This is a genomic window from Streptomyces sp. NPDC026538 (assembly GCF_055567535.1).
The window spans coordinates 608,764-630,771 of the sequence record NZ_JBVHQG010000004.1; the positions used below are offsets into that span (position 1 = coordinate 608,764).

The 22,008-nt window shown below is 72.6% G+C and carries 24 protein-coding genes, 1 tRNA gene and 2 pseudogenes; 9 read left to right on the plus strand and 18 right to left on the minus strand.

Going from position 1 to position 22,008, the window contains the following annotated elements:
* Positions 1-36 precede the first annotated feature (36 nt).
* The gene (locus ACZ4N4_RS19725; RefSeq protein ID WP_467590317.1) at positions 37-924 is read left to right on the plus strand and encodes an SDR family NAD(P)-dependent oxidoreductase; all 888 of its coding nucleotides are present in this window, start codon (positions 37-39) and stop codon (positions 922-924) included.
* A 60-nt stretch (positions 925-984) separates the two neighbouring features.
* Positions 985-1,143 carry a hypothetical protein gene (locus ACZ4N4_RS19730; protein ID WP_467590320.1) on the plus strand — a complete coding sequence of 53 codons (159 nt, stop codon included), beginning with the start codon at positions 985-987 and terminating at the stop codon, positions 1,141-1,143.
* 59 nt (positions 1,144-1,202) lie between these two features.
* Here the strand turns inward: ACZ4N4_RS19730 and ACZ4N4_RS19735 are convergent, their stop codons facing one another.
* Positions 1,203-2,057, minus strand: coding sequence for a Cof-type HAD-IIB family hydrolase (locus tag ACZ4N4_RS19735; protein WP_450757716.1), 855 nt, complete (start codon positions 2,055-2,057; stop codon positions 1,203-1,205).
* A gap of 137 nt (positions 2,058-2,194) precedes the next feature.
* On the opposite strand from ACZ4N4_RS19735, the pseudogene ACZ4N4_RS19740 reads away from it, so the two are divergent.
* The 4 genes and pseudogenes from ACZ4N4_RS19740 to ACZ4N4_RS19755 form a co-directional block, all read left to right on the plus strand.
* Positions 2,195-2,284: pseudogene (locus ACZ4N4_RS19740) on the plus strand (SAM-dependent methyltransferase); the annotation flags it as partial.
* Positions 2,285-2,327: 43 nt separating this feature from the next.
* Complete coding sequence (locus ACZ4N4_RS19745) at positions 2,328-3,731, plus strand: type I glutamate--ammonia ligase (RefSeq protein ID WP_467590323.1); 1,404 nt, start codon at positions 2,328-2,330, stop codon at positions 3,729-3,731.
* The gene (locus ACZ4N4_RS19750; protein ID WP_467590326.1) at positions 3,731-4,873 is read left to right on the plus strand and encodes an amidohydrolase family protein; all 1,143 of its coding nucleotides are present in this window, start codon (positions 3,731-3,733) and stop codon (positions 4,871-4,873) included. The genes ACZ4N4_RS19745 and ACZ4N4_RS19750 overlap by 1 nt, the downstream gene beginning before the upstream one ends.
* Positions 4,874-4,915: 42 nt before the next feature.
* The gene (locus tag ACZ4N4_RS19755) at positions 4,916-5,443 is read left to right on the plus strand and encodes an NUDIX hydrolase family protein (RefSeq protein WP_351705827.1); all 528 of its coding nucleotides are present in this window, start codon (positions 4,916-4,918) and stop codon (positions 5,441-5,443) included.
* A 566-nt stretch (positions 5,444-6,009) separates the two neighbouring features.
* On the opposite strand, the gene ACZ4N4_RS19760 is transcribed toward ACZ4N4_RS19755, so the two are convergent.
* Positions 6,010-6,918, minus strand: a complete 909-nt coding sequence (locus ACZ4N4_RS19760) for a TIGR01777 family oxidoreductase (RefSeq protein ID WP_467590329.1) — start codon at positions 6,916-6,918, stop codon at positions 6,010-6,012.
* A 130-nt stretch (positions 6,919-7,048) separates the two neighbouring features.
* On the opposite strand from ACZ4N4_RS19760, the gene ACZ4N4_RS19765 reads away from it, so the two are divergent.
* Positions 7,049-7,636: a muconolactone Delta-isomerase family protein gene (locus tag ACZ4N4_RS19765; RefSeq protein ID WP_467590332.1), complete on the plus strand. Its 588-nt coding sequence runs from the start codon at positions 7,049-7,051 to the stop codon at positions 7,634-7,636.
* Between the two features lie 81 nt (positions 7,637-7,717).
* On the opposite strand, the gene ACZ4N4_RS19770 is transcribed toward ACZ4N4_RS19765, so the two are convergent.
* The 11 genes and pseudogenes from ACZ4N4_RS19770 to ACZ4N4_RS19820 form a co-directional block, all read right to left on the minus strand.
* The gene (locus tag ACZ4N4_RS19770; protein WP_467590335.1) at positions 7,718-9,493 is read right to left on the minus strand and encodes a tannase/feruloyl esterase family alpha/beta hydrolase; all 1,776 of its coding nucleotides are present in this window, start codon (positions 9,491-9,493) and stop codon (positions 7,718-7,720) included.
* A 475-nt stretch (positions 9,494-9,968) separates the two neighbouring features.
* Positions 9,969-10,042: transfer RNA gene (locus ACZ4N4_RS19775), tRNA-Pro, on the minus strand.
* A 144-nt stretch (positions 10,043-10,186) separates the two neighbouring features.
* Positions 10,187-10,546 (minus strand): MmcQ/YjbR family DNA-binding protein, encoded by a 360-nt coding sequence (locus tag ACZ4N4_RS19780; RefSeq protein ID WP_453567855.1) that lies wholly within the window; start codon positions 10,544-10,546, stop codon positions 10,187-10,189.
* Positions 10,547-10,576: 30 nt separating this feature from the next.
* Positions 10,577-11,113, minus strand: a complete 537-nt coding sequence (locus ACZ4N4_RS19785) for a GNAT family N-acetyltransferase (RefSeq protein ID WP_467590338.1) — start codon at positions 11,111-11,113, stop codon at positions 10,577-10,579.
* Positions 11,110-11,667 (minus strand): annotated as a pseudogene (locus ACZ4N4_RS19790) (helix-turn-helix domain-containing protein); the annotation flags it as partial. The gene ACZ4N4_RS19785 and the pseudogene ACZ4N4_RS19790, both read right to left, overlap by 4 nt.
* Positions 11,668-11,954: 287 nt before the next feature.
* Positions 11,955-12,857: a LysR family transcriptional regulator gene (locus tag ACZ4N4_RS19795; RefSeq protein ID WP_467590341.1), complete on the minus strand. Its 903-nt coding sequence runs from the start codon at positions 12,855-12,857 to the stop codon at positions 11,955-11,957.
* A 30-nt stretch (positions 12,858-12,887) separates the two neighbouring features.
* A complete protein-coding gene (locus ACZ4N4_RS19800) occupies positions 12,888-14,081 on the minus strand; it encodes a glycine C-acetyltransferase (protein WP_450758462.1) in 1,194 nt (397 codons plus the stop codon).
* Between the two features lie 19 nt (positions 14,082-14,100).
* Positions 14,101-15,129, minus strand: a complete 1,029-nt coding sequence (gene tdh / locus ACZ4N4_RS19805) for an L-threonine 3-dehydrogenase (RefSeq protein WP_467590345.1) — start codon at positions 15,127-15,129, stop codon at positions 14,101-14,103.
* A 176-nt stretch (positions 15,130-15,305) separates the two neighbouring features.
* Positions 15,306-15,677: a YybH family protein gene (locus tag ACZ4N4_RS19810; protein ID WP_467590348.1), complete on the minus strand. Its 372-nt coding sequence runs from the start codon at positions 15,675-15,677 to the stop codon at positions 15,306-15,308.
* Between the two features lie 32 nt (positions 15,678-15,709).
* Positions 15,710-16,423, minus strand: coding sequence for an SDR family NAD(P)-dependent oxidoreductase (locus ACZ4N4_RS19815; RefSeq protein ID WP_467590351.1), 714 nt, complete (start codon positions 16,421-16,423; stop codon positions 15,710-15,712).
* A gap of 129 nt (positions 16,424-16,552) precedes the next feature.
* Positions 16,553-17,482 carry a LysR family transcriptional regulator gene (locus ACZ4N4_RS19820; RefSeq protein ID WP_467590354.1) on the minus strand — a complete coding sequence of 310 codons (930 nt, stop codon included), beginning with the start codon at positions 17,480-17,482 and terminating at the stop codon, positions 16,553-16,555.
* A 109-nt stretch (positions 17,483-17,591) separates the two neighbouring features.
* On the opposite strand from ACZ4N4_RS19820, the gene ACZ4N4_RS19825 reads away from it, so the two are divergent.
* Together ACZ4N4_RS19825 and ACZ4N4_RS19830 are read left to right on the plus strand one after the other, a co-directional pair.
* Positions 17,592-17,894, plus strand: a complete 303-nt coding sequence (locus ACZ4N4_RS19825; protein ID WP_467590357.1) for a muconolactone Delta-isomerase family protein — start codon at positions 17,592-17,594, stop codon at positions 17,892-17,894.
* Complete coding sequence (locus tag ACZ4N4_RS19830; RefSeq protein WP_467590359.1) at positions 17,891-19,087, plus strand: YbfB/YjiJ family MFS transporter; 1,197 nt, start codon at positions 17,891-17,893, stop codon at positions 19,085-19,087. The genes ACZ4N4_RS19825 and ACZ4N4_RS19830 overlap by 4 nt, the downstream gene beginning before the upstream one ends.
* Before the next feature lie 192 nt (positions 19,088-19,279).
* Here the strand turns inward: ACZ4N4_RS19830 and ACZ4N4_RS19835 are convergent, their stop codons facing one another.
* From ACZ4N4_RS19835 to ACZ4N4_RS19855, 5 genes are all read right to left on the minus strand, one after another.
* Positions 19,280-19,879 carry a TetR/AcrR family transcriptional regulator gene (locus tag ACZ4N4_RS19835; RefSeq protein WP_453567827.1) on the minus strand — a complete coding sequence of 200 codons (600 nt, stop codon included), beginning with the start codon at positions 19,877-19,879 and terminating at the stop codon, positions 19,280-19,282.
* A gap of 57 nt (positions 19,880-19,936) precedes the next feature.
* A complete protein-coding gene (locus ACZ4N4_RS19840; RefSeq protein WP_467590362.1) occupies positions 19,937-20,518 on the minus strand; it encodes a GAF domain-containing protein in 582 nt (193 codons plus the stop codon).
* A gap of 61 nt (positions 20,519-20,579) precedes the next feature.
* Positions 20,580-21,179: a GTP-binding protein gene (locus tag ACZ4N4_RS19845; RefSeq protein ID WP_351705628.1), complete on the minus strand. Its 600-nt coding sequence runs from the start codon at positions 21,177-21,179 to the stop codon at positions 20,580-20,582.
* Positions 21,157-21,528 carry a DUF742 domain-containing protein gene (locus tag ACZ4N4_RS19850; RefSeq protein ID WP_351705625.1) on the minus strand — a complete coding sequence of 124 codons (372 nt, stop codon included), beginning with the start codon at positions 21,526-21,528 and terminating at the stop codon, positions 21,157-21,159. The genes ACZ4N4_RS19845 and ACZ4N4_RS19850 overlap by 23 nt, the downstream gene beginning before the upstream one ends.
* A gap of 2 nt (positions 21,529-21,530) precedes the next feature.
* Positions 21,531-21,965, minus strand: a complete 435-nt coding sequence (locus tag ACZ4N4_RS19855; protein WP_046728213.1) for a roadblock/LC7 domain-containing protein — start codon at positions 21,963-21,965, stop codon at positions 21,531-21,533.
* Positions 21,966-22,008: the final 43 nt, after the last annotated feature.

A 22,008-nucleotide genomic window follows, 5' to 3' on the forward strand; every position in this document is an offset into this window, starting at 1 on the left:
TGGACTCATGGAGTCGGCGTTCCTAGCGTGGTGGGCATGAAGACTTCCCGTATCGCCCTGGTGACCGGCGCCAACCAAGGCCTCGGCCGCGCCCTCGTCGAAGGCCTCGCCGGCGGGCTGGCCCCGGACGACCTGGTCCTGCTCACCGGCCGCGACCGGCGGCGCGTGACGGAGGCGGCCGTCGAGGTCGCCCGGCTGCCCGATACCCGCGCCCGGGTCGAGGGCCGCGTCCTGGACGTCACCGACACCGACGCCATCGCCCGCCTCGCCGGCGAACTCCGCGCCCGCCACGGCGGGGTGGACATCGTCGTCTCCAACGCGGTCGCCCGCGTGTTGCCCGACGAGTCGCAGTCGGAGCGGGCCGACGAGTTCATCGACGTCTCCAACACCGCCACCCACGCGCTCCTGCGCTCCTTCGGTCCCGTCCTGCGCCCGGGCGGCCGGCTGCTGGTCGTCGCCAGCTCGCTCGGCACGCTCGGTCATCTCGACCCCCGGCTGCACCACCTCTTCGACGGCGCGAGCCTGGACCAGGTCGAGTACGCCGTGGAGTCCTGGCGCAGCGCCGTCCACCACCGCACCGCCGCCGAGGCGGGCTGGCCCGTGTGGCTGAACGTGCCCTCGAAGGTGGCCCAGGTCGCCGCCGTCCGCGCCCTCGCCGCCGAACGCCGGGAGCAGGACCTGGCCTCCGGCACCCTGATCGCCTCGGTCTGCCCCGGCATGGTCGACACCGCCACCTCCCGGCCCTGGTTCAGCGACTACAGCCAGGCCCAGTCCCCCGCCGACGCCGCCCGCGCCGTCCTCGACCTGGTCTTCGCCGACCGCGTCGACCCCGCCCTGTACGGCGAGCTGGTCCGCTTCGGCAAGCCCCTGCCCTGGCACGACGGCACACCCCCGGTGGAGCAGGACCGCCTGGTCAAGCCATGAGCGTCGAACCGTGAACATCGAGCACAGCGCCGTCCGGCAGCACACGGCAAGAGTTCCCCCATGACCGCCGTCAGCACCCCCTTCGGCTTCTCCAGCTTCGACGAGAGCGAGGTCGTCGACCGCCGTACCGGCAAGCTCGACGGCGTCGCCCGCTACGCCGTCGACCCGGACAACGGCCGCCGGCTGTGGGACCTGCCGGAGGAACTCCTCGCCGGCTGACCCCGGCCCGGGGCGAGATCACCGTCCGGGTCCGGCGCGACGGCCGCGCCTCGGCCTGCTCAGAGGCCCAGGACCCGGGCGACGGTGCGCAGCACGCCGTTGTCGTTGTTGGACGGGGCGAGGTGGCGGGCCCGGCCGATGACGTCCGGGTGGGCGTTGGCCATGGCGAAGGACCACTCGGCGGCGTCGAGCATCTCCAGGTCGTTGAGGTAGTCGCCGAAGACCATGGTCTGGGCCGGGGTGATGCCCAGCTCGCGCTGGAGGCCGCGCAGGGCGGTGCCCTTGTTGGCGGTGCGGTTCATCACATCGACCCAGTGTTCCCCGGAGACCACGACCTGGTGGGTGCCGGCGAAGCCGGCCAGCGCCGGGGCGGTGGTGCGCTCGGCCGGCCCGAAGTCGAAGAGCGCGACCTTGATCACGTCGTCGTCGACGGCCGTGAGGTCGTCGACGACCCGGTGCTCGACGTAGTAGCGGCGGACCTCGGCGAGAAACGCCTCGTCCGTGCGCTCCACGTACGCGGACCGCTTGCCGCAGACCACGGCGCCCACGTCGACGCCGTCCGCAACCAGCCGCCGTACGGTCCGGGCGAGGCCGGCCGCGACGGCCGGGTCCAGGACGTCCGAGCTGAGCTCGACGCCGTCGCGCACCACGTAGGTGCCGTTCTCCGCGATGAAGACCATGCCGTCGGCGACGTCGGCGAACTGGCGGGCCAGGGTGGCGTACTGGCGTCCGCTCGCCGGGCTGAACAGCACACCGCGGCGGCGCAGTTCGGCCAGCATCGGCCAGAGTCCCCCGGGGATGCGCTTCTCGTCGTCGAGGAGGGTGCCGTCCATGTCGGTGACGACGAGGCGGATGTCGGCGGGGCCGGCCGGGAGGCCGGGCGTGGTGAGGAGGGACGCGGGCGTGACGGGCATGTCCTGCTTCCGGTGGGAGACGGCATTCGCACACCAGTGTCCCTCACGCGGCCGACGGGACCGGAAACGGCCGTGGGGATTGCTGTGACAGCGCGATCACCGAACGGCACGTCACCGGCGGGCTCGAGGTGCCGGCGCCGGGTCCGGTGCCCTGCTCGCGGTGGCGCGCCGGGGCCGACTCCCCGGCGCCGGTGCCGCAGTTCGGCGCGGTCGCCGTGAAACCCTGACCGGGACGTGTGCATCCGAGCCCGTCGAGGAGGAGGACGTCGTATGCCACCCCTTGTCGACCCCGTGCCCGGCGGGCGCCCCGGTGATCTCGCCCGGGCGCATGCCCTCGCCCATGAGCTGTCCGCGCAGGGGGTGCGGGCGATCGTGCTGTCCTATGTGGACACCGCCGGGATCTGCCGGGTGAAGACGGTCCCCTGGCAGCGGCTCCAGCAGGCGGTGGCGTGGGGCGTCGGCATGTCCCCGGTGTTCGACACCTTCCTGGCGAACGACGCGATCGTGCGCACCGACGTCCTCGGCTCGCCCGACGGCGATCTGCGCCTCTACCCGGACCTGGACCGTCTGGTGGTGCTGGCCGCGCAGCCCGGCTGGGCCTGGGCCCCCGTCGACCGGATCACCCAGGAGGGCCACCGGCACCCGGGGTGCAGCCGCACCTTCCTGCGCCGGACCGTCGCCGACGCCGAGGACCGGCTCGGCCTCACCTTCAAGGCGGGCGTCGAGATCGAGTGGGCGCTCGGCCGGGCCGCCGCCCCGGCCGACGAGTTCGCCCCGGCGGCCCAGGGCCCGGCGTACGGCGCCGCCCGGCAGATCGAGCTGAGCGACTACGCGTCCGACCTGCTCGCGGCTCTGGACGCGCAGCAGGTGCCGGTCGCCCAGTTCCACCCCGAGTACGCCCCCGGCCAGTTCGAGCTCTCCACCGGGGCGCTGGATCCGGTGGCCGCGGCCGACCAGAGCGTGCTGGTACGGCAGACCATCCGCGCGGTCTCGCAGCGGCACGGCCTGCGGGCCTCCTTCTCCCCGGCCGTCACCGAGCGCGGCGTCGGCAACGGCGGCCACCTCCACCTCTCCGTCTGGCGTCACGGGGTCAATCTGCACGCCGGGGGCGAGGGCCGGTACGGCATGACGGGCGAGGCCGAGTCCTTCGTGGCCGGTCTGCTGACCCATCTGCCCGCGCTGACGGCGGTGATCGCGCCGAGCCCGGCCAGCTATCTGCGGCTCAAACCCTCCCAGTGGGCGGGGGCGTTCACGGCCTGGGGCCGGGAGACCCGGGAGAGCGGCGTCCGAGTCATCACCGGCACGACCGGCCGCCAGAGCCAGGACGCCAATCTGGAGGTCAAGCCGGCCGACCTGGCCGCCAACCCGTATCTCGCCCTCGGCTGCGTCATCGCGGCGGGACTCGACGGGTTCGTCTCGGGCGCGGCCCTCCCCGAGGAGGTCGTCGACGACCCGGCCCGGCTGATCCCCGACGAGGCGGTGGCCCGGGGTGTACGACGGCTGCCGGCCTCGCTGACGCAGGCCGTGGACGCGTTCCGCGAGGACAAGGTGGTGCGCATGGCCCTCGGCCCGGTCCTCGCGGACGCGGTGGTCGCCGTACGCGAAGGCGAGACGGCGGCCGTCGCCGGGCTCGACGACGCCGGGGTGGCGGCGGCCTACCGCTGGAAGTACTGATGGCGGGAGCGGTCCGGGAGGCTCTCGACGCACTCCCCCTCGTCGACCACCACTGCCACGGCGCGGTCATCGCCGACCTCGGCCCGGCGGAGTTCGAGTCGCTGCTCACCGAGGGCACGGTCCGGCCGGGCGTGTCCCCGTTCGACAGTCCGGTCGGGGTGGCCGTACGACGGCACTGCGCGCCCCTGCTCGACCTGGAGCGGCACGCGCCCGCCGCCGACTACCTGGCGCGTCGGGCGGAACTGGGCTGGCGGGAGGTCAACCGCCGGTTCCTCACGGCCGCGCACGCGGACACGTTCTGCGTGGACACCGGGTACGCCCCGCACCCGGTCACCTCGCCGGCCGACCTGGCGGACGCGTCCGGCGCCGCCGCCTACGAGGTGGTCCGGCTGGAGAGCATCGCCGAGGCGGTGGCCGGGCGTGGCATCGACGCCGGCGAGTACGCGGCCGCGTTCCGGGCGGCGGCCGAGGAGGCGGTACGGCGGCCGGGGGTGGTCGCGGTCAAGTCGGTCGCCGCCTACCGCACCGGCTTCGACCTGGATCCGGCACGGCCGACGTACGCCGAGGTGACCCGGGCGGCCGCGCTGTGGTTCGCGCGCGGCGGCAGGCTCACGGACCCGGTGCTGATGCGGCATCTGCTGTGGACCGCCGTCGGCCTCGGGCTGCCGCTCCAACTCCACGCCGGTTTCGGGGACTCGGACCTGCGGCTGCACCTCGCGGACCCGGCCCTGCTCACCGACTGGCTGCGGCTGACCGCGGGGACCGTCCCGGTGCTGCTGCTGCACTGCTGGCCGTTCCAGCGCCAAGCCGCCTATCTGGCGGCCGTGTTCGAGCATGTGCACCTCGACGTCGGGCTCGCGCTGCACTATGTGGGGCCCGCCCGGGCGGGCGCGGTGCTGGCGGAGGCGATGGAGATCACTCCGTTCCGCAAACTGCTGTACAGCTCGGACGCTTATGGTGTGGCTGAGTTCCACCATCTCGGTGCGCTGTCCTTCCGGCAGGGACTGGCCGGAGTGCTCCAGGAGCGGGTGGACGCCGACGAACTGAGCGCCGCCGACGCAGTGAGGATCGCCGCCTGGACAGGACGCGACAACGCCCGTCGCCTCTACGGACTTCCCGTATCGGACCCCGGCCGCGACTGAGCGCGTGCCCCACCCGGAAAGTATGATCAAGCAATGTCTGACATGACCGAAACCACGCCTGGTTGGCTGTCCTCCGACGAGCTGGAGATGGCTCGCGCCCGTATGCCGATCCTGTACGTGGAGGCCGTGCCCGTACGTGTGGACGACAGCGGCGAAGTCACCAGCATCGGGCTGCTGCTCCGCATCGGCCCGGACGGAACGGTCAGCCGGACCCTCGTCTCCGGCCGTGTCCTGCACCACGAGCGGGTCCGCGACGCCCTGTTGCGCCACCTGGAGAAGGATCTCGGCCCGGTCGCGCTGCCCCGGGTGCCGGCCTCCCTGCAGCCGTTCACGGTGGCCGAGTACTTCCCGACGCTGGGCGTCACGCCGTACCACGACCCGCGTCAGCACGCGGTGTCGCTGGCCTACATCGTGCCGGTGACCGGGGACTGCCGGCCCCGTCAGGACGCCCTGGACCTGGTGTGGTTCAGCCCGCGGGAGGCGGTCTCCGAGGCCGTGCAGAGCGAGATGCCCGGCGGCCACGGCGTGCTGCTGAAGCAGGCCCTGGCACACGTGGGGTGCGTGGGCTGAGTAGGCCGGGGTGCCGCCGACGCCGCTCAGCCGAGCTGTTCGGCGGCCCAGCGGGCCCACTCGCGCTCCGTCTCGGCCGGCGCAGGGCGTATTCGAGGGCGATCCGGCCGTTGCCGGTCAGCGGGCCGTACCCGTCGGGCGGACCGGATCCCAGCGCTGTGAGCCACCGGTGGCCGGCCGTGGCCCGCTCCGCCCGCTCGGCGAGGACCGCGCGGGCCTGTTCGTCCGTGGCCAATTCCAGGAAGAACACCTTGAGCAGCGGTTCGCTGCGGCGCGGCTGCCGTCGTGCCGGCGTGCCCAGCCGGTCGCGCGGTTCCTGGAGCCCCCGCTCGGTGACCGTGTATTCCTTGCCCCGCCGCGGCCCCTCCGCCGAGACGCCGACCAGCCCGGCCGCCGCCAGTCGGTTCAGCTCCCCGTAGAGCCGGCTCCGGGTGGTCGGCCAGACAGGGGCCGGCGTGGTGTCGAAGAGCTTCAGCAGGTCGTAGCCGCCGGCGGCCCGGTCGGCCAGGAGACCGAGGAGTGCGTGGCGAATACTCCTGCGGCCACCGGGGAGCCGGGCCGGTCGGCTAGCTCTTTCGCAGGGCCGCGCGAAGGGCGTCGTCGATGCCGGGCTGCCGGAAGGTGAAGCCCGCCTTCAGCAGGCCCGCGGGCACCGCGCGGCAGCTGCCGGTGACCCCCACGGAGAACTCGCCGAGAACGGCCTTGAGCGCGAAGGAGGGGACGGCGGCGAGGGTGGGCCGGCGCAGGATCCGGCCCGTCGCACGGGTGATCTCACGGTTCGTCAGCGGTTCGGGGGCCGTGAAGTTGAGCGGTCCGGCGATGTCCTCGTGGTCGATCACGTGGCGGAGCGCGGCGATGTGGTCGGGCAGGGAGATGAAGGGCCAGAACTGGTCGCCGGAGCCGAGCCGGCCGCCGAGGCCGAACCGGAAGAGCGGGAACAGCTTGCGCCAGGCGCCGCCGTCGGCGGAGACCACGAGACCGGTACGCGGGTGGACGACCCGGACGCCGGCCCGCTCGGCCGGCCCGGCGGCGGCCTCCCAGCCCACGCAGACGGAGGCCAGGAAGTCGCTCCCGGCCGGGTCGGCCTCCGTGACGACGCGGTCGCCGGTGTCGCCGTAGTAGCCGGTGGCCGAGGCCGAGACCAGGACCCGGGGCGGCTCGGCGGCCTCGGCGCAGGCCTCGGCGACGGTGCGCGTCCCCTGGAGACGGCTGAGCCGGATCTGCTGCTTGTACGTCTCGGTCCAGCGCCGGTCGCCGATCCCGGCTCCGGCCAGGTGCACCACGGCGTCGACGCCATCCAGCACGGCCGGGTCCAGCCGGGTACCGGGCTCCCAGGACGCCGATTCGCTGCCGTCGGCGGGTCGTGGCGCGCTCCGGCCGCGGGTCAGCCGCAGCACGCGGTGGCCGTCGGCGAGGAGGGAACGGGTGAGGGCGGAACCGATGAGTCCGGTGGACCCGGTGATCGCGACGCGCATGACGTTCTCCGATGAGCGAATGTTTGAGATTTCAAACTCTCACTCTCCAGACTACTCCGGCCGGACGCCGGAAGAGCGCGGGATGCCGGCCGGGCCGATCCTGGAAGGGCGACCACCGAGGAGGGCCGAGATGGAGTACCTGGTCACGATGACCACCCGGGTGCCGGACGGCACGACGGAGCGCGAGGTGGCCGAGGTCCGGACGCGGGAGGCCGCGCACAGCCGCGAACTCGCCGCGCAGGGGCGGCTGCTGCGCCTGTGGCGGCCGCCGCTGGGGCCGGGTGAATGGCGCTCGATCGGCCTGTTCGACGACGCGGACCCGGACGCGCTGGAGCGCACGCTCGCCGCGATGCCGTTGCGCGTCTGGCGGACCGACGAGCCCACCGAGCTCGGCCCGCACCCCGCCGATCCGGGCCGGGGCGCGGTCCCGGTCGCGGCGGACAGCGAGGAGTACCTGGTCACGTTCGCCGCGGAGGGACCGTCCGGAACGGGCTCCGACAGCCCGGCGGGGTCGAAGCAGGCAGGTGACGTGGCCGCCGAGGGTGGGCTGATCCGCCTGTGGACGCTGCCGGGACGGGGCCGCGCCATCGGTCTGTGGCAGGCGCCCGGGGCCGACCGGCCGCGGGAGATCCCGCACTCCCTCACGGTGGCCGGCTGGCGCGGGGTCGAGGCGGTGCCGCTGACCCGCCACCCCAGCGACCCGGCGCAGGTGACGTGAGCGGCTCCCGCCTCCGACGCCGTCGCGGCCCCCGTCCGAAACGGGGGCCGCGACGGTCTCAGCGCTCGAGGTGGACCGGGGTCAGGACTTGCCCCTGGTGACGAGCCACTTGCCGCCGACCCAGTTGCCGACCGTCTCGTAGCCGGAGCGGAAGGAACCGAGCCAGTCGAGCTTCAGGCCGGCCTCGGCGGTGGATTTGACGGGGGTGTAGCTGCTCGCGTCGGCGGCCGAGCCGCCCGTGGTGTTCTTGGCGTAGTACGGGAAGGGGTAGACCGGACGGGACGCGGTGGTGTTGCCGCCGCTGTCGACCGAGCGGGTCGTCAGGCTGTCCGGGGCGTCGCCCTGGGTGACCCAGTCGGTGATCGCGGTCAGCGCGTCGAAGGTGTCCGGGCCCTGGCCGCCGCCGCAGTGCGCGACACCGGGGAGCAGGAACAGCCGCGCGAAGCTCTTGGTGGCCGCTTCGCCGCCCATGACCTTCTCGACCGCCTGGTAGTAGGCCATGGTTCCGACCGAGGGGATGTGCTGGTCGCCCAGTCCGTGCCAGAGGATGAGCTTGCCTCCGGCCTTCTTGAACGCCCTGAGGTCGGGGTCGGTGGCGTCGTACATGCCCTCGTTGGGCTGCATGACCTTCTTGTAGTAGGCGGCCGTGAACTTGATGTCCTTGTACGTCAGGGCCGGCTGCGGGCTGTCGAAGACCTGGTAGCGCAGGGTCTCGCGGACGAAGCCGATGTCACCGGAGGCGCCGGTGGCGGTGGCCGGGGTGATGATCCCGGCCCAGTTCAGCTCGGAGCCGCGCAGTTGGTAGCCCGGGTAGAGCAGCTTGCCGTGCTCGTCGGTCGGTCCGGCGTAGATCCGGCGCAGGGTGGTCACCTGGTCGGCGGTCAGGCAGTAGGCGTCGGACGTCGAGGTCCGGCCGGCCTCGCACTGGATGGTGCCCGGGTCCCAGGTGCAGCTCAGCGGGTCCGCGATGATCCCGTCGGCGGGGGCGCCGCAGCCCTTCAGCACGGCCTTGTGCAGGTCCGCGAGGTCGGCGTTGGTGATGGTCGCCGGGCCGCCGTCGAGGTAGACGGACTGGGCGGTCCAGGCGTGCGAGAAGGTGTTCAGCGCGGTGAAGTTGTTGGCCGGGGCGCCGGCGATGATGCCGTCGAAGTCGGTCGGGTAGCGCTGGGCCTCGGTGAGAGCCTGGTGGCCGCCCTGGGAGCAGCCGTCGAAGTAGGAGTGGGTGGCCGCCTGCCCGTAGTACTTCTCGATGACGACCTTGGACGCCTGCGCCAGCTCGTGGTCGGACTTGTAGCCGAAGTCGGCGCGCAGCGTCGGGTCGCTGGAGAAGAGCCCGCCGCCCTGGTAGTGGCCCTCGTCGCTGGAGGCGACGGCGAAGGCGCCGGTGGTCAGGGGGACGCAGCCGGTCGAGGCGGGCGCGTTGGTCACGTTGGTGTTGCCGCACAGGCCACCGCAGCCCACCTGGAGGTAGTCGCCCTGCCAGCCGGTCTCGGGCAGCTTGATCTCGAAGTGGATCTGCGGGGCGATCACGCCCTTCACGTCACAGGCGGCCCAGTTGCCGAGCGTGTTGCCGCTCGCGGCCAGTTCGGTGGCCGAGGTGATCTCGAAGGGGACGCCGGGGACGGCGCTCGCCAGGTCCAGCTGGGCTGTCCCGGAGCAGGACATGGCCGGCGCGATACCGGAGGAGGTGCTGCTGGTCGTCGTGGCATTCGCCGACACCGAGTCGGCGGCGTGCGCGTTGCCGGTCGCACCGTAGGCGAGTGCGAGGCTCGCGCCGGTCACGAGCGCCACGGTGGCGGCGAGGGTGGCCAGGAAGGCCGCCGACTTCGCCCTGCACCATCTCAACAGCCGGGGCATGCTCGAATCTCCGTTCGATCGACGGATCGGGAAGCGTGCGGGGCACCACGACACCGGTGAGGGGCCGGCAGCCCCGCTCCACCTCGGCCATGGCCGTACGGCGCAGGAACGTAGCCTTCCGGCAAACTCGGCGCAATACCTGTCGACCAGATTGTTGACGATTTCGTTCAGACTTTTCCGGTGGATATGCGGTCACCCGCGGATGCGGGGCGCCTCGCGGATCTCGCCGGTGAGACGCGGCGACGGCTACGCCACGGGCCTGAGGGCCGTCCAGGGGCGGGCCGAGTCGCCGGCCGGGCAGAAGATCCGGGCCGTGGCATGGGAGGGTGACGCCGAGATGCCCCGGCTGGTTTCGTGGCGCCGATGAAGGGGGCGGCGGACAGGAGCCGGTCACGCCACGGCGGTCGCACGCCGGGTGCGGTCCACGCGAAAAAGGGCCCCCACAGGCTTCCGCCTGCGACGACCCTTCGCACCGTCGGGACGACAGGATTTGAACCTGCGACCCCTTGACCCCCAGTCAAGTGCGCTACCAAGCTGCGCCACGTCCCGGTGCCGTCTGACCTGGGATTTCCCCGGTCGAAACGCGCAAGGAAACAATACCGCACTCGGGCAGGTGGTCGCGCACGGCTTTTGCCCGGGCGGGGTGACGACCCGACCTGGAGACCACAGCCGTACGCGCCGGGGCGGTGGGTCTCAGTCCGGGCCCGGCAGCCCCACCTCCGGGTAGGCGTCCAGGAGTCGGGGCGGGGCCGCCTGTCTCCAGGAGTCGGCGAGAATGTCGCGCAGCTCGGCCTCGCCCTCCAGGGCGGCGAGCCGCACCCGGACCCAGGCGAACTGGGCCTCGTGACCGGCGATCCAGAACTTGTCCGGTTCGGCGAGCACCAGTTCGTCGCGCTCCTCCTTGGGGCAGCGCACGGCGATGGAGGTCTCGTCCTCGGGCAGCGTGGCGAACATCTTCCCGGCGACCCGGAACGTGGGCATGCTCCAGGCGGTCTTCTCGCTGGTGTCCGGCAGGGACAGCGCGACACGGCGTACGTCTTCGGCTTCCGGCATGCCCAGCACCGTAGCCCCTGCCACTGACAGTCAGCTGGTCAGAGCTCCGACGTGCTTGTAGTAGAGGGTCGTGGGCCGCAGCACCCCGCCGGGGTCGGCCGCGTAGTCCGGGATGACTCCGGCCCGGGTCCAGCCGGCCGTGCGGTAGAGGTGCTCCGCGGGGCTGTCGGTCTCGGTGTCCAGATGGAGCAGGATGACGCCGGCGGCGGTCGCCGCCTCTTCGGCGACGGTCAGCAGCCGCCGCCCGATGCCCTGGCCGCGGGCCTCGCGGTGGACCATCAGCTTCACCAGCTCGGCACGGTGCCGGCTGTTCGGCTTGTCCGGGAAGGGAAAGGCCAGGCCGACCGTGCCGACGACGCGGTCGGCGTCGTCCAGCGCCACCCAGACAGCGAGGCTGCCGGCGGCCACGGCCTGCGACCGCCCCCGCCACCAGGCGGCGGCCTGCTCCCGCCCCAAGGGCGCGAGGAAGCCGATGGACGCCCCGCCGTTCACGGTGTCGGCAAGCAGCTCGGCCAACTCCCCCATTCGCTCGGCCAGTTGGTCCGCCCCGAGGCGCAGTGCCGTCATGGCCGCACCACCGCCAGGACGTACCGCGTCTCCCCCGGGCCGGCGCTCCGGAACCGGGTCGGCCCCCACACCCGCAGCCGCAGACAGTCGCCGGTGTCCAGGAGGTGCTCGACGTCCTGCGCGGTCACCGCGAGGCTCCCGTCGAGCACCCAGAGGTGCTGCTCCAGGCCGGGCACCGGTGGGCGGTCGTAGGCGATGTCCGCGCCCGCCGCGAGCCGGCCCTCCACGAGTTCACCGCGCAGCCCGCCGTGCGGTGGTGACACGGACCGCCGGACGAAACCGGCGGCGCGGTCCTCCCAGACCTGCTGTTCGGCGGCGCGCAGCACCGGCGCGGGTGCCGCCTCGACCTCACTGAGCAGCTGGGACATGGTCCGCCCGTAGACGTTGCAGAGCCGGTTGAGGAGGGCTGCGGTGGGGCTGGTCTCGGCCCGTTCGGCCCGGGACAGGGTGGACTTGCTCACTCCGCTGCGCTCCGCCAACTCCCCCAGGGACCAGCCGTGTTCGGACCGCAGTTCGGCGAGGCGGCTGCCGAGGCGGGCGTCGACGGGATCGGGGGCGGGGCCGAGGACGAGCGTGAGGGCGGCACCGAGGGCGGGAGTGAGGGCCGCGTCCGGGGTGGGGGTGGGTGCGGCCGTCTCGCCTCGTTCCGCCGCCGGTTCGCCTCGTTCCGCCGCCGTCTCGCCTCGTTCCGCCGCCGTCTCGCCTCGTTCCGCCGCCGGTTCGCCTCGTTCCGCCGCCGGTTCGCCTCGTTCCGCGGCCGTCTCGTCTCGTTCCGCCGGTTCGTCATGTCTCATATCCGGGACGGTATCCCTGATATGAGACGCCGGCGTTTAAGGAAGGCTCACAGCCGGGCCGCCTCGCCCAGTGCCTCCAGCACCGGGCGGATCAGCGGATGACCCTCCGCTCCGCGTCGTACGGCGGCGAAGACGCGGCGGGTCGGGGCGATGCCGTCGACGGGACGTACGACCACACCGGTCAGGTCCATGCCGCGCAGCGCGGAGCGGGGCACCAGGGCCACCCCCGCGTCGGCCGAGGCCAGCGCCACCACGGCCCGGAAGTCGTCGGAGGAGTGTTCGAGGCGGGGCTGGAAGCCGGCGCTCTCGCAGGCCAGGACGACCACGTCATGGCAGGGGTTGCCGGGGTACGGGCCGATCCAGGCGTCCTTGGCCAGCTCGGCGAGGGGGACCTCGTCGGCCCCGGCCAGGCGGTGGTGGAGCGGGACGACCGCGTCGAAGGGTTCGGCGTACAGCGAGACATGGGTGAGGCGGGGGTCGTCGGCGGACGGCGCCCCTCGGTACTCGACGGCGACGGCGACGTCGACCTGCCGGTCCAGGACCATCGGCAGGCTGGCGTCGCCCTCGGCGTCCTGGACGCGGATGCGTATGCCGGGGGCGGTGCGGGCGAGGTGGGCCACGGCCGGGGCGACCACCTGGGCGATGCCGGTGGCGAAGGCCGCGACGGTGACCGTGCCGGCGTCGCCCGAGCCGTAGGCGGCCAGTTCGGCCTCGGCCCGCTCCAGCTGGGCGAGGACCGCGTTGGTGTGGCCGAGCAGGATCTCACCGGCCGGGGTGAGCCGTACGCCCTTGGCGCTGCGCTCGACCAGGCGGTGACCGGTCTCCTGCTCGAGCGCCGCCAGCTGCTGCGAGACGGCCGACGGGGTCAGATACAGCGCGGCGGCAGCCGCCGTCACGGTGCGGTGGTCGGCCACCGCACGGAGGATGTGGAGCCGCCGCGCCTCGATCATGGCTCGATTATTGCAATATGTCCGGGGTGCTCAGGCCGCCAGCTCCGCCCGGGCCGCGACGAAGGCGTCCACCGCGCGGTTGACGTCCTCCGTCGAGTGGGCCGCGGACAGCTGCACCCGGATCCGGGCCTGCCCCTGCGGCACCACCGGATACGAGAAGCCGATCACGTACACGCCCCGTTCCAGGAGCAGCTCGGCCATCCGGGCGGCGCGCGCCGCGTCGCCGATCATCACCGGGGCGATGGCGTGGTCGCCGGGGAGGATGTCGAAGCCCTCCTCGGTCATCCGGCGGCGGAACAGCGCGGTGTTCTCCGCGAGCCGGACCCGCAGGTCGTCCGCGGACTCCAGCAGGTCGAGGACCTTCAGCGAGGCCGCCGCGATCACCGGGGCGAGGGTGTTGGAGAACAGGTAGGGGCGGGAGCGCTGGCGGAGCAGGGCGACGATCTCGGCGCGGGCCGCGACGTAGCCGCCGGAGGCGCCGCCGAGGGCCTTGCCGAGGGTGCCGGTGATGATGTCGACGCGGTCCATCACACCGTGCAGCTCGGGGGTGCCGCGGCCGGACGGGCCCACGAAGCCGACGGCGTGCGAGTCGTCGACCATGACCATCGCGTCGTAGCGGTCGGCGAGGTCGCAGATCTCGCGCAGCGGCGCCACATAGCCGTCCATGGAGAAGACGCCGTCGGTGACGACCAGCCGGCGCCGGGCGCCCTGCGCCTCCTTCAGCTGGCGTTCCAGGTCGGCCAGATCGCGGTTGGCGTAGCGGAGGCGGCGGGCCTTGGAGAGGCGGATGCCGTCGATGATCGAGGCGTGGTTGAGGGCGTCGGAGATCACCGCGTCCTCCTCGCCGAGGAGGGTCTCGAAGACACCGCCGTTGGCGTCGAAGCAGGAGGAGTAGAGGATCGTGTCCTCCTGGCCGAGGAAGCCGGCGAGGCGTGCCTCCAGCTCCTTGTGGACCTCCTGGGTGCCGCAGATGAAGCGGACGGAGGCCATGCCGTAGCCCCAGCGGTCCAGGGCCTCGTGGGCGGCGGCGATCACCTCGGGATGGTCGGCGAGACCGAGGTAGTTGTTGGCGCAGAAGTTGAGGACCTCGCCGGGGCGGCCGCCCGCGGTCACGTTGACGGTCGCGGACTGCGGGCTGCCGATGACCCGCTCGGGCTTGTGCAGGCCGGCCGCGCGGATCTCGTCGAGGGTGGCGCGCAGGTCGTCGCGCACGGAGTCGAACATCATCAGTCCTTGGTTGTCGTCAGAGGGTCCAGTCGAGGATGACCTTGCCGCCACGCCCGCTGGCGGCGTCGGCGAAGGCCGCCTCGAAGTCGCGGTACCCGTAGCGGCCGGTGATCACGGGGGCGAGGTCGAGTCCACCCTCCAGGAGCACGGACATCGCGTACCAGGTCTCGAACATCTCGCGGCCGTAGATGCCCTTGATGGTGATCATCGAGGTGACGATCCGGGCCCAGTCGACGGGGAAGTCCTGGGCGGGCAGGCCGAGCATGGCGATACGGCCGCCGTGCGTCATGTTGGCGATCATGTCCTGGAGCGCCTCGGCGCGGCCGGACATCTCCAGGCCGATGTCGAAGCCCTCGCGCAGCCCCAGCTCCCGCTGTCCGTCGGCGATCCGGGCCTGCGACACGTTCAGGGCGAGACTCACCCCGATCTTGCGGGCGAGGTCGAGGCGCTCCTCGCTGACGTCGGTGATCACGACGTTGCGGGCGCCCGCGTGCTGGGCCACGGCGGCGGCCATGAGACCGATCGGCCCTGCCCCGGTGATCAGGACGTCCTCGCCGACGAGCGGGAAGGAGAGCGCGGTGTGCACGGCGTTGCCGAACGGGTCGAAGATCGCGGCCACGTCGAGGTCGACGGGGACGCGGTGCACCCAGACGTTGCCGGCGGGCAGCGCGACGTACTCGGCGAACGCGCCGTCGCGGCCGACGCCCAGACCGACCGTGGCCCGGCACAGGTGGCGCCGCCCGGCCAGGCAGTTGCGGCACTTGCCGCAGACGAGATGGCCCTCGCCGCTGACCCGGTCGCCGGTCTTGATGTCCACGACGTCGCGGCCGGTCCCGACGACCTCGCCGACGAACTCGTGCCCGACGACCAGCGGTGTGGTGATCGCCTGCTGGGCCCAGCCGTCCCAGGCCCGGATGTGCAGGTCGGTTCCGCAGATACCGGTCCGCAGCACCTTGATCAGTACGTCACCCGGTCCGACCGTGGGTTCCGGCACGTCCGCGAGCCACAGGCCGGGCTCCGCCTTCTGCTTGACCAGTGCCTTCAACGCTACGGCTCCTGTGCGTGAGGTCCCGGCCGCGGGCACGCCTAAGCGTCCCGCGGCCGGGGAGGGGGGTGGAATCGCACAGCAATCTGCCGTATCCGGGCGCCTCGGGTCCATCGAGGATTTCTTAACCGCCGCCACAGCTCCACTTCACGCCCGCAGGACGCCGCGCGCCGGGCCTAGTCGAGGCGGGAGACCTGGTAGTGGCCGATGTACCAGTCGTCCCCCGCGCGGGTCACGAGGACCGAGAGCTTCACGTCCAGCGGGGGCCGGTCCGTGAAGGAGAACTCGACGGCGAGGTAGCCGAGGACGACGCCGTCCGCGGGCCGCCGGGTCTCCAGGACGCGGTACGCGGCCTTCATCCCGAGGGGCTGGGAGTCGTAGTAGTCGGCGACGCCCTGCCGTCCGACGCTGTAGGGGTGCAGTCCCTGGAAGACGGCGTCCTCGGTGAACTGGGCGGCGACGCGCTCGGGTTGGTGTGCGTTGACGGCCGCCTGCCACCGGTCGAGCACCCCGCTCAGGATCGCCGAGTCGCCCGTGTTCGTGGTCATGTCCGCTCCTTGGCTGATGATGTGACGAACTGTCAGTGTCCGGCGCTCATACCGCCGTCGACGTGCAGGATCTCGCCGGTGACGAACGGCGCGTTCTCCAGGAAGAGCACGGCGTCGACGATGTCGCTCACTTCACCCATCCGGCCGACCGGGTGCAGGGCGGCGAGGTATTCGTGGGTCTCCGCGGGGTGCATGGGCGTCTTGATGGTGCCGGGCGACACCGCGTTGACGCGGATGCCGCGGGTGGCGTACTCGATCGCCAGGGACTTGGTCGCGGACTGCAGACCGCCCTTGGTGAGGGAGGCCAGGACGGAGGGGACCCGGGCGTCCGCGCTGTCGACCAGGCTGGTGGTGACGCTGACGATGTGTCCGCCGCCCTGGGCGAGCAGCTGCGGCAGGGCCCGCTGGGTGAGGTGGAAGAAACCGTCCATGTTGATGCCGGTCACGGCGGCGTAGTCGGCGGCCGTGTAGTCGGTGAAGGGCTTCGCGACGAAGATGCCGGCGTTGTTGACCACGGTGTCGATACGGCCGAACCGCTCGACGGCGGCGGCGACGACCCGCTCGGCGATCGCCGGGTCGGCGATGTCGCCCTGCACGGTCAGTACGTCGGCGTCGTCGGCGGGGGCGATGGTGCGCGAGGTGGCGACGACGGCGTGACCGAGCTTGCGGTAGCCCTCGACGAGGGCGGCGCCGATGCCCTGCGAGGAGCCGGTGACGATCGCGACCTTCTGGTTCTGCGTGCTCATGGTGACCTTCTTCGTAGTGGCTGACCGGTTACTAGCCGACCGGTCGACTATTTGGAAGGTAGTTCGGGCCCGTGGGGGGCGCCAGGATCGGTTTCCTCCCGTGTGGGAGGCGCAGCCTCCCAGCGCGGCTCAGCCGGGGAGCGCGTACGGATCGTCGGCGGGCAGCCAGGCGTCCGCGGCGTGGACACCGAGGTCACCGACGCCGTCGCACAGGGCGTCGACGGCCGCCAGCACCCCGCCGCGGTCCTCGCTCTCCCGCCAGACCAGCGACCAGGTCCAGTACACCTTCGGCGCGACGATCTCCCGGCGGACCAGGTCGGGCGGGAGCGGGACGGTCTGGCCCTTGGGCGAGTTGAGGACCGGGCGGGTGCAGCGGCGGACGTGGTCGAAGAAGGCGGGGCCGGTGACGGCACCGTCCGAGATGCGCACGGCACGGGCACCGACGGCCCGGGTCAGCTCCTCGGCGTACACGTTCCAGGAGGCCCACGAGGTGACGTCGTCGTCGATGAGGACGTCGGTGTCCCGGGCCGGCAGATCACCCGTGTCGGTACCCTTCGCGACCGCGTACAGCCGGTCGGCGCCGAGCAGCCGGGCCCGCAGCCCGAGCCGTTCGAGGTCCTCGGCGCGCACCCAGCACACGGCGAGGTCCAGACTGCCGTCGGCGACCCGGGCGGCCTGGGTGTGCGAGGGGGCGACCCAGGCGTCCACATGGACCCGGGCCACCGAGGCCGTCCGTGACATCAGGTCCGGGGGAAGCCAGTTGACGTAACCGAGCCGTACCGACTGCGAACCCGAAAGGCGGCCGGCCCGGCGCTGGAGGTCGTCGGCCCGCTCCAGCAGGGCCCGGGTGTGCGGCAGCAGGTCGGCGCCGGCCGCGGTGAGCGAGACCGAACGGCGGTCCCGGTCGAACAGCCGGACGCCCAGGTCCCGTTCGAGCGCCTTGATCTGCTGCGAGAGCGAGGGGCCCGCGATGAGCAGTCGTTCGGCGGCCCGGCCGAAGTTCAGCTCCTCGGCGACCGCGACGAAGTACCGCAGCTGACGCAGTTCCACGCGCGCCATGCTACGCGCGCTGGTAGGCCCCGCCTCCCAGCAGCGAGGCAGCCGGTCGTGGCACCGGCGCCGATGACGGGAGCACGATGAACCTCACCGAGAGCCGAAGGAGCACGTCGTGCGAGAGTTCCTGGTCGAGATCACCACCACCGTCCCCGAGGGCACGGGTCAGGAGGAGGTCGACCGGCGACGGGCCGCGGAGGCCGTCCGGGCGGCGGAACTGGCCGCGACCGGCCATCTGGCCCGGCTGTGGCGCCCCGTGGGCGAGTTGCGCAGCATCGGCGTCTGGCGCGCCGGCGACGAGGAGGAACTCCACGAGAAGGTGCTCGGCACGCTGCCGCTGCGCCCGTGGATGACGCTCACCGTCACCCCGCTGGAGTCCCACCCCAACGATCCGGGCCGGGTCGACGGCACCCGATGACCACCGCGTCCGCCTGGACCCACGTCGCCAGGGCCGGCGCCGCGCTCGCCGCGGGCATGGGCGTCGGCCGCTTCGTCTACACCCCGATCCTGCCCCTGATGCACGCACAGGCGGGCCTGTCCGCCGGTGCCGGGGCGAACCTGGCCACCGCCAACTACGTCGGCTATCTCGTGGGCGCCCTCGCCGGCACCCTGGTACCCGCGCTGGTCCGGTCGCGCGCCGTGCTGCGCGGCTCCCTCCTCCTGCTGACCGCCACGCTCGCCGCGATGCCCCTCACCCGCAGCACGGCGGTGTGGGAGGTGCTGCGGCTGCCGGCCGGGGCAGCGAGCGCCCTGGTCTTCGTCATCGCCACCGCTTCCCTGCTGCACCATCTGCGGGACCACCCGGCGCACCTGCCCGGCTGGGCCTTCGGCGGCGTGGGGGCCGGCATCGCGCTCTCCGGCCTGCTGGTGCTGGCCCTGCGGTCGGTCGCCGACTGGCGGGCCGCCTGGTGGGCCGCCGCCGCGCTCGCCGGGGTGCTGGCCGCGGCCTCGTGGAATCTGCGGCCCGAGGACGCGCCGCCCGTCCCGGTGTCCGGCAGCCGGACGACGGCCCGGACCCACCGCTGGTTCGGCGCCCTGTTCGTCAGCTACTTCCTGGAGGGCGTCGGCTACATCGTCGCCGGTACCTTCCTGGTCGCGGCGATCGGCCAGGGCTCCCCCGGCTGGGTCGGCAGCGGTGCGTGGGTGTTGGTGGGGCTGGCCGCCGTACCGTCCTCGGCGCTCTGGGCCCGGCTGGGACGCCGGTGGTCCCGACCCGGTCTGCTGCTCACCGCGCTCACCGTCCAGGCGGCCGGCATCGCCCTGCCCGCCGTCACGGGGAGCACGGCCGCCGCCCTCGGATCGGCGGTGCTGTTCGGCGCCACGTTCCTGGGCGTCAGCACCCTGGCGCTGGCCACCGGGGCACATCTGCGTTTCCCGCGCTCCGTCGCGCTGCTGACCGCCGGATACTCCGTCGGCCAGATCCTGGGCCCCCTGGTCGTCGCCCCGCTGCTGCACCACGGCTACCACCAGGCTCTGCTGCTGGCCGCCCTGGTGGTCCTCACCGCGGCCGCGGCCGCCGCCGCGCTGCGGATCGGCTTCCCGCACCACATGGGCGCGGACCACACAGCGCCGGTACGAGGGCGACGGCCGGCCGAGGCCACACACACCTGAGCCGCCGCCATGCCCCCACTGCCGCGCCGCTGCGGGGCCGCTGCGCCGCTGCGGGGCCCCTACCAGGCCTCCGTCCGGCTCCGGCGAGGCCACTGCAACCTCCGACCGCAACGCCTCCGTCGGGCTCCTGCGAGGCCTCAGCCAGGGACCGTGGCTCCTGCGAGCCCTTGCGAGGCCACTCCCGGAACTCCGTCAGGCCTCTGTCACGCCGAGCAGGGCCCGGCAGTTCTGCCACAGGGGGCTCAGCCGGTGGGTGTTGTTGTACAGCTTGGCGAACATCACCTGGCCCTCCAGCTGGGCCACCACCGCCCGCGCCGCCTCCCGGGTGTCGGCCACACCGACCTCGCCTCGCTCGCGGGCCTCGGCGATGACGGACTCCACCATGCCGACCTGCGCGTCGAAGATCTCCTGGAGACGCCCCCGGACCACCTCGGTCTGGTTGCTCAGCTCCAGGGTGAGGTTCCCGAACAGGCAGCCCGCCACCGTGCCACAGCCCTGCTGGACGGCGCGCTGACCGGCCTCCGTCTCCTCGAAAAGCCGCCGCAACCGCCGGAGCGGCTCCGCCTCACCGGTCAGGGCACGCGTCCACTCGCGTTTCTGGGCCGCCCAGTGCTCGTCGACGACGGCGAGCGCGAGGGCCTCCTTGGACTCGAAGAAGTAGTAGAAACTGCCCTTCGGCACCTCGGCCGCCTTGCAGATCTCGGCCACCCCGAGCGCCGAGTAGCCGCGCCCCTCGATCAGCGAGCGGGCGGCGTCGAGGATCTTTCGCTTGGCGTCACTCGTGCGTCCCATACCACCAGCGTACGAAAGTACTAGACCGGTCGGCTAGTGCGTGGACCGTTCCCGTCGTCACAGCAGCGGGAGCCCGTCCGCCTCGCGTCGCTCGATGCGGGCCACCAGCTCCGCCGCCGACGACTTGATGGTCTCCAGACCGGGCCGGCCCCAGGGCCGTGGCTCCACGTCGACCACGCACACCGTGCCGAGCACCGTCCCCGTGCCGTCGATGAGCGGGGCGCCCAGATAGGAGCGGATGCCGAACTCGTCCACGACCGGGTTGCCCGCGAACCGCGGGTAGTCGCAGACGTCCTCCAGGACCAGCGCCTTGCGCCGGACCACCACGTGCGGGCAGAACCCATGGTCGCGTGCCAGCTCACGGCCCAGCACCGGCGTCGTGCCGTCGGGCTTCACCACCGGCGGGGGCACGGCCGGCAGGTGCAGCCCCGCGAAGAACTGCCGGTTCTCGCCGATGAAGTTGACCATGGCGTACGGCGTCCCGGTGACCTCGGCGAGCCGGTCCGCGTAGGCGTCCAGCTCCGGGTCGGGGTGCTCGCCGAGGCCCAGTTGGCCGAGGCGCAGGGTACGTACCGGCGCCTCCTTGTCCTCCGGCGTGAGCAGCAGCCGACCGGCCGGGCGCGGCGGGTCATACCTCATGGACGGGCTCCGTCGCTGTGGACGAGGGTCATATATGGGCTCCGTGAGGGGTGTAGGGGAATCACATGTGGGCGCCATGGCTCGGCGCGGAGACCGGAGCGTGGGCGATGAGATGGCGGACGAGGGTGAGCAGGGTCTGGACGCCGGAGCTGGAGATACGGGCGTCGCAGCGGACGACCGGGACCTCCGGGTCGAGGTCGATGGCGGCACGCACTTCCTCGGGGTCGTAGCGGTAGGAGCCGTCGAACTCGTTGATGGCGACGATGAAGCCGAGACCGCGCTCCTCGAAGAAGTCGACGGCCGCGAAGCAGTCCTCGAGGCGGCGGGTGTCGGCGAGGATGACCGCGCCGAGCGCGCCCTCGGACAGCTCGTCCCACATGAACCAGAACCGCTCCTGCCCGGGCGTGCCGAACAGGTACAGCACATGTTCGGGGTCCAGGGTGATGCGGCCGAAGTCCATGGCCACGGTCGTCTCGACCTTGTTCTCGATGCCGTCGAGATTGTCGGTCGCGGCACTCACCGTGGTGAGGAGTTCCTCCGTGGACAGCGGCGCGATCTCGCTGACCGCGCCCACGAAGGTGGTCTTGCCGGCCCCGAACCCACCGGCCACCAGGATCTTCAGCGCGGTGGGGAAGGGGTCACAGCTGTCGTCGTAGTCCATCGAGCACTGCCTCCAGAAGAGACCGGTCAGTGGGGTTGTGGTGGAAGACGGGGGGCTTGGCGGTCAGCGCCCCGCAGTCGACGAGGTCGGAGAGCAGCACCTTGGTGACCACGGCGGGCAGTTTGAGGTGCGCGGCGATCTCGGCGACCGAGACGGGTGCGCGGCACAGGTCGAGGGCCTGTGCGTGCTCGGGGCCGAGGTAGCCGAGGGGGGTGGCCCCGGTGGCCATCACCTGCGACATCAGGTCGAAGGCGATGCTGGGCTCGGTGCGGCCGTTGCTGACCGTGAACGGGCGCACCAGGCGTCCGGCCGCGTCGTCCAGCCAAGGCCCGTCGCCGGCTGCCGCCACCCTCAAGGCCTCATCGCCGTGGGTTCGACAGCGTGCTGCCGGGGCGCGGTGACGAGGTACGGGCGGACGCTCTTGACCAGCATCGCCATCTCGTAGCCGAGGACGGCGGCATCGGCCTCGCGGCCGGCCAGTACGGCGAGGCAGGTGCCCGAGCCGGCGGTGGTGACGAACAGCAGCGTCGAGTCGAGTTCGACGACGACCTGTCGGACGTCCCCGCCGTCGCCGAAGCGGACGCCCGCGCTGCGGCCGAGCGAGTACAGGCCGGAGGCGAGCGCGGCCATGTGGTCGGCGCTGTCGGGGTCGAGTCCGTGGACGGACTTCACCAGCCCGTCGCAGGACAGCAGCACCGCGCTGGTGGTGTGGGGTACGCGCTGGACGAGGCCGCTCATCAGCCAGTCGAGGTCGGATACCTGGGCGGTCGGCGCATCGCTCGCCATGGTGGATCGACTCCTTGGGGTACGAAGGTCTACGGGAGCGGTG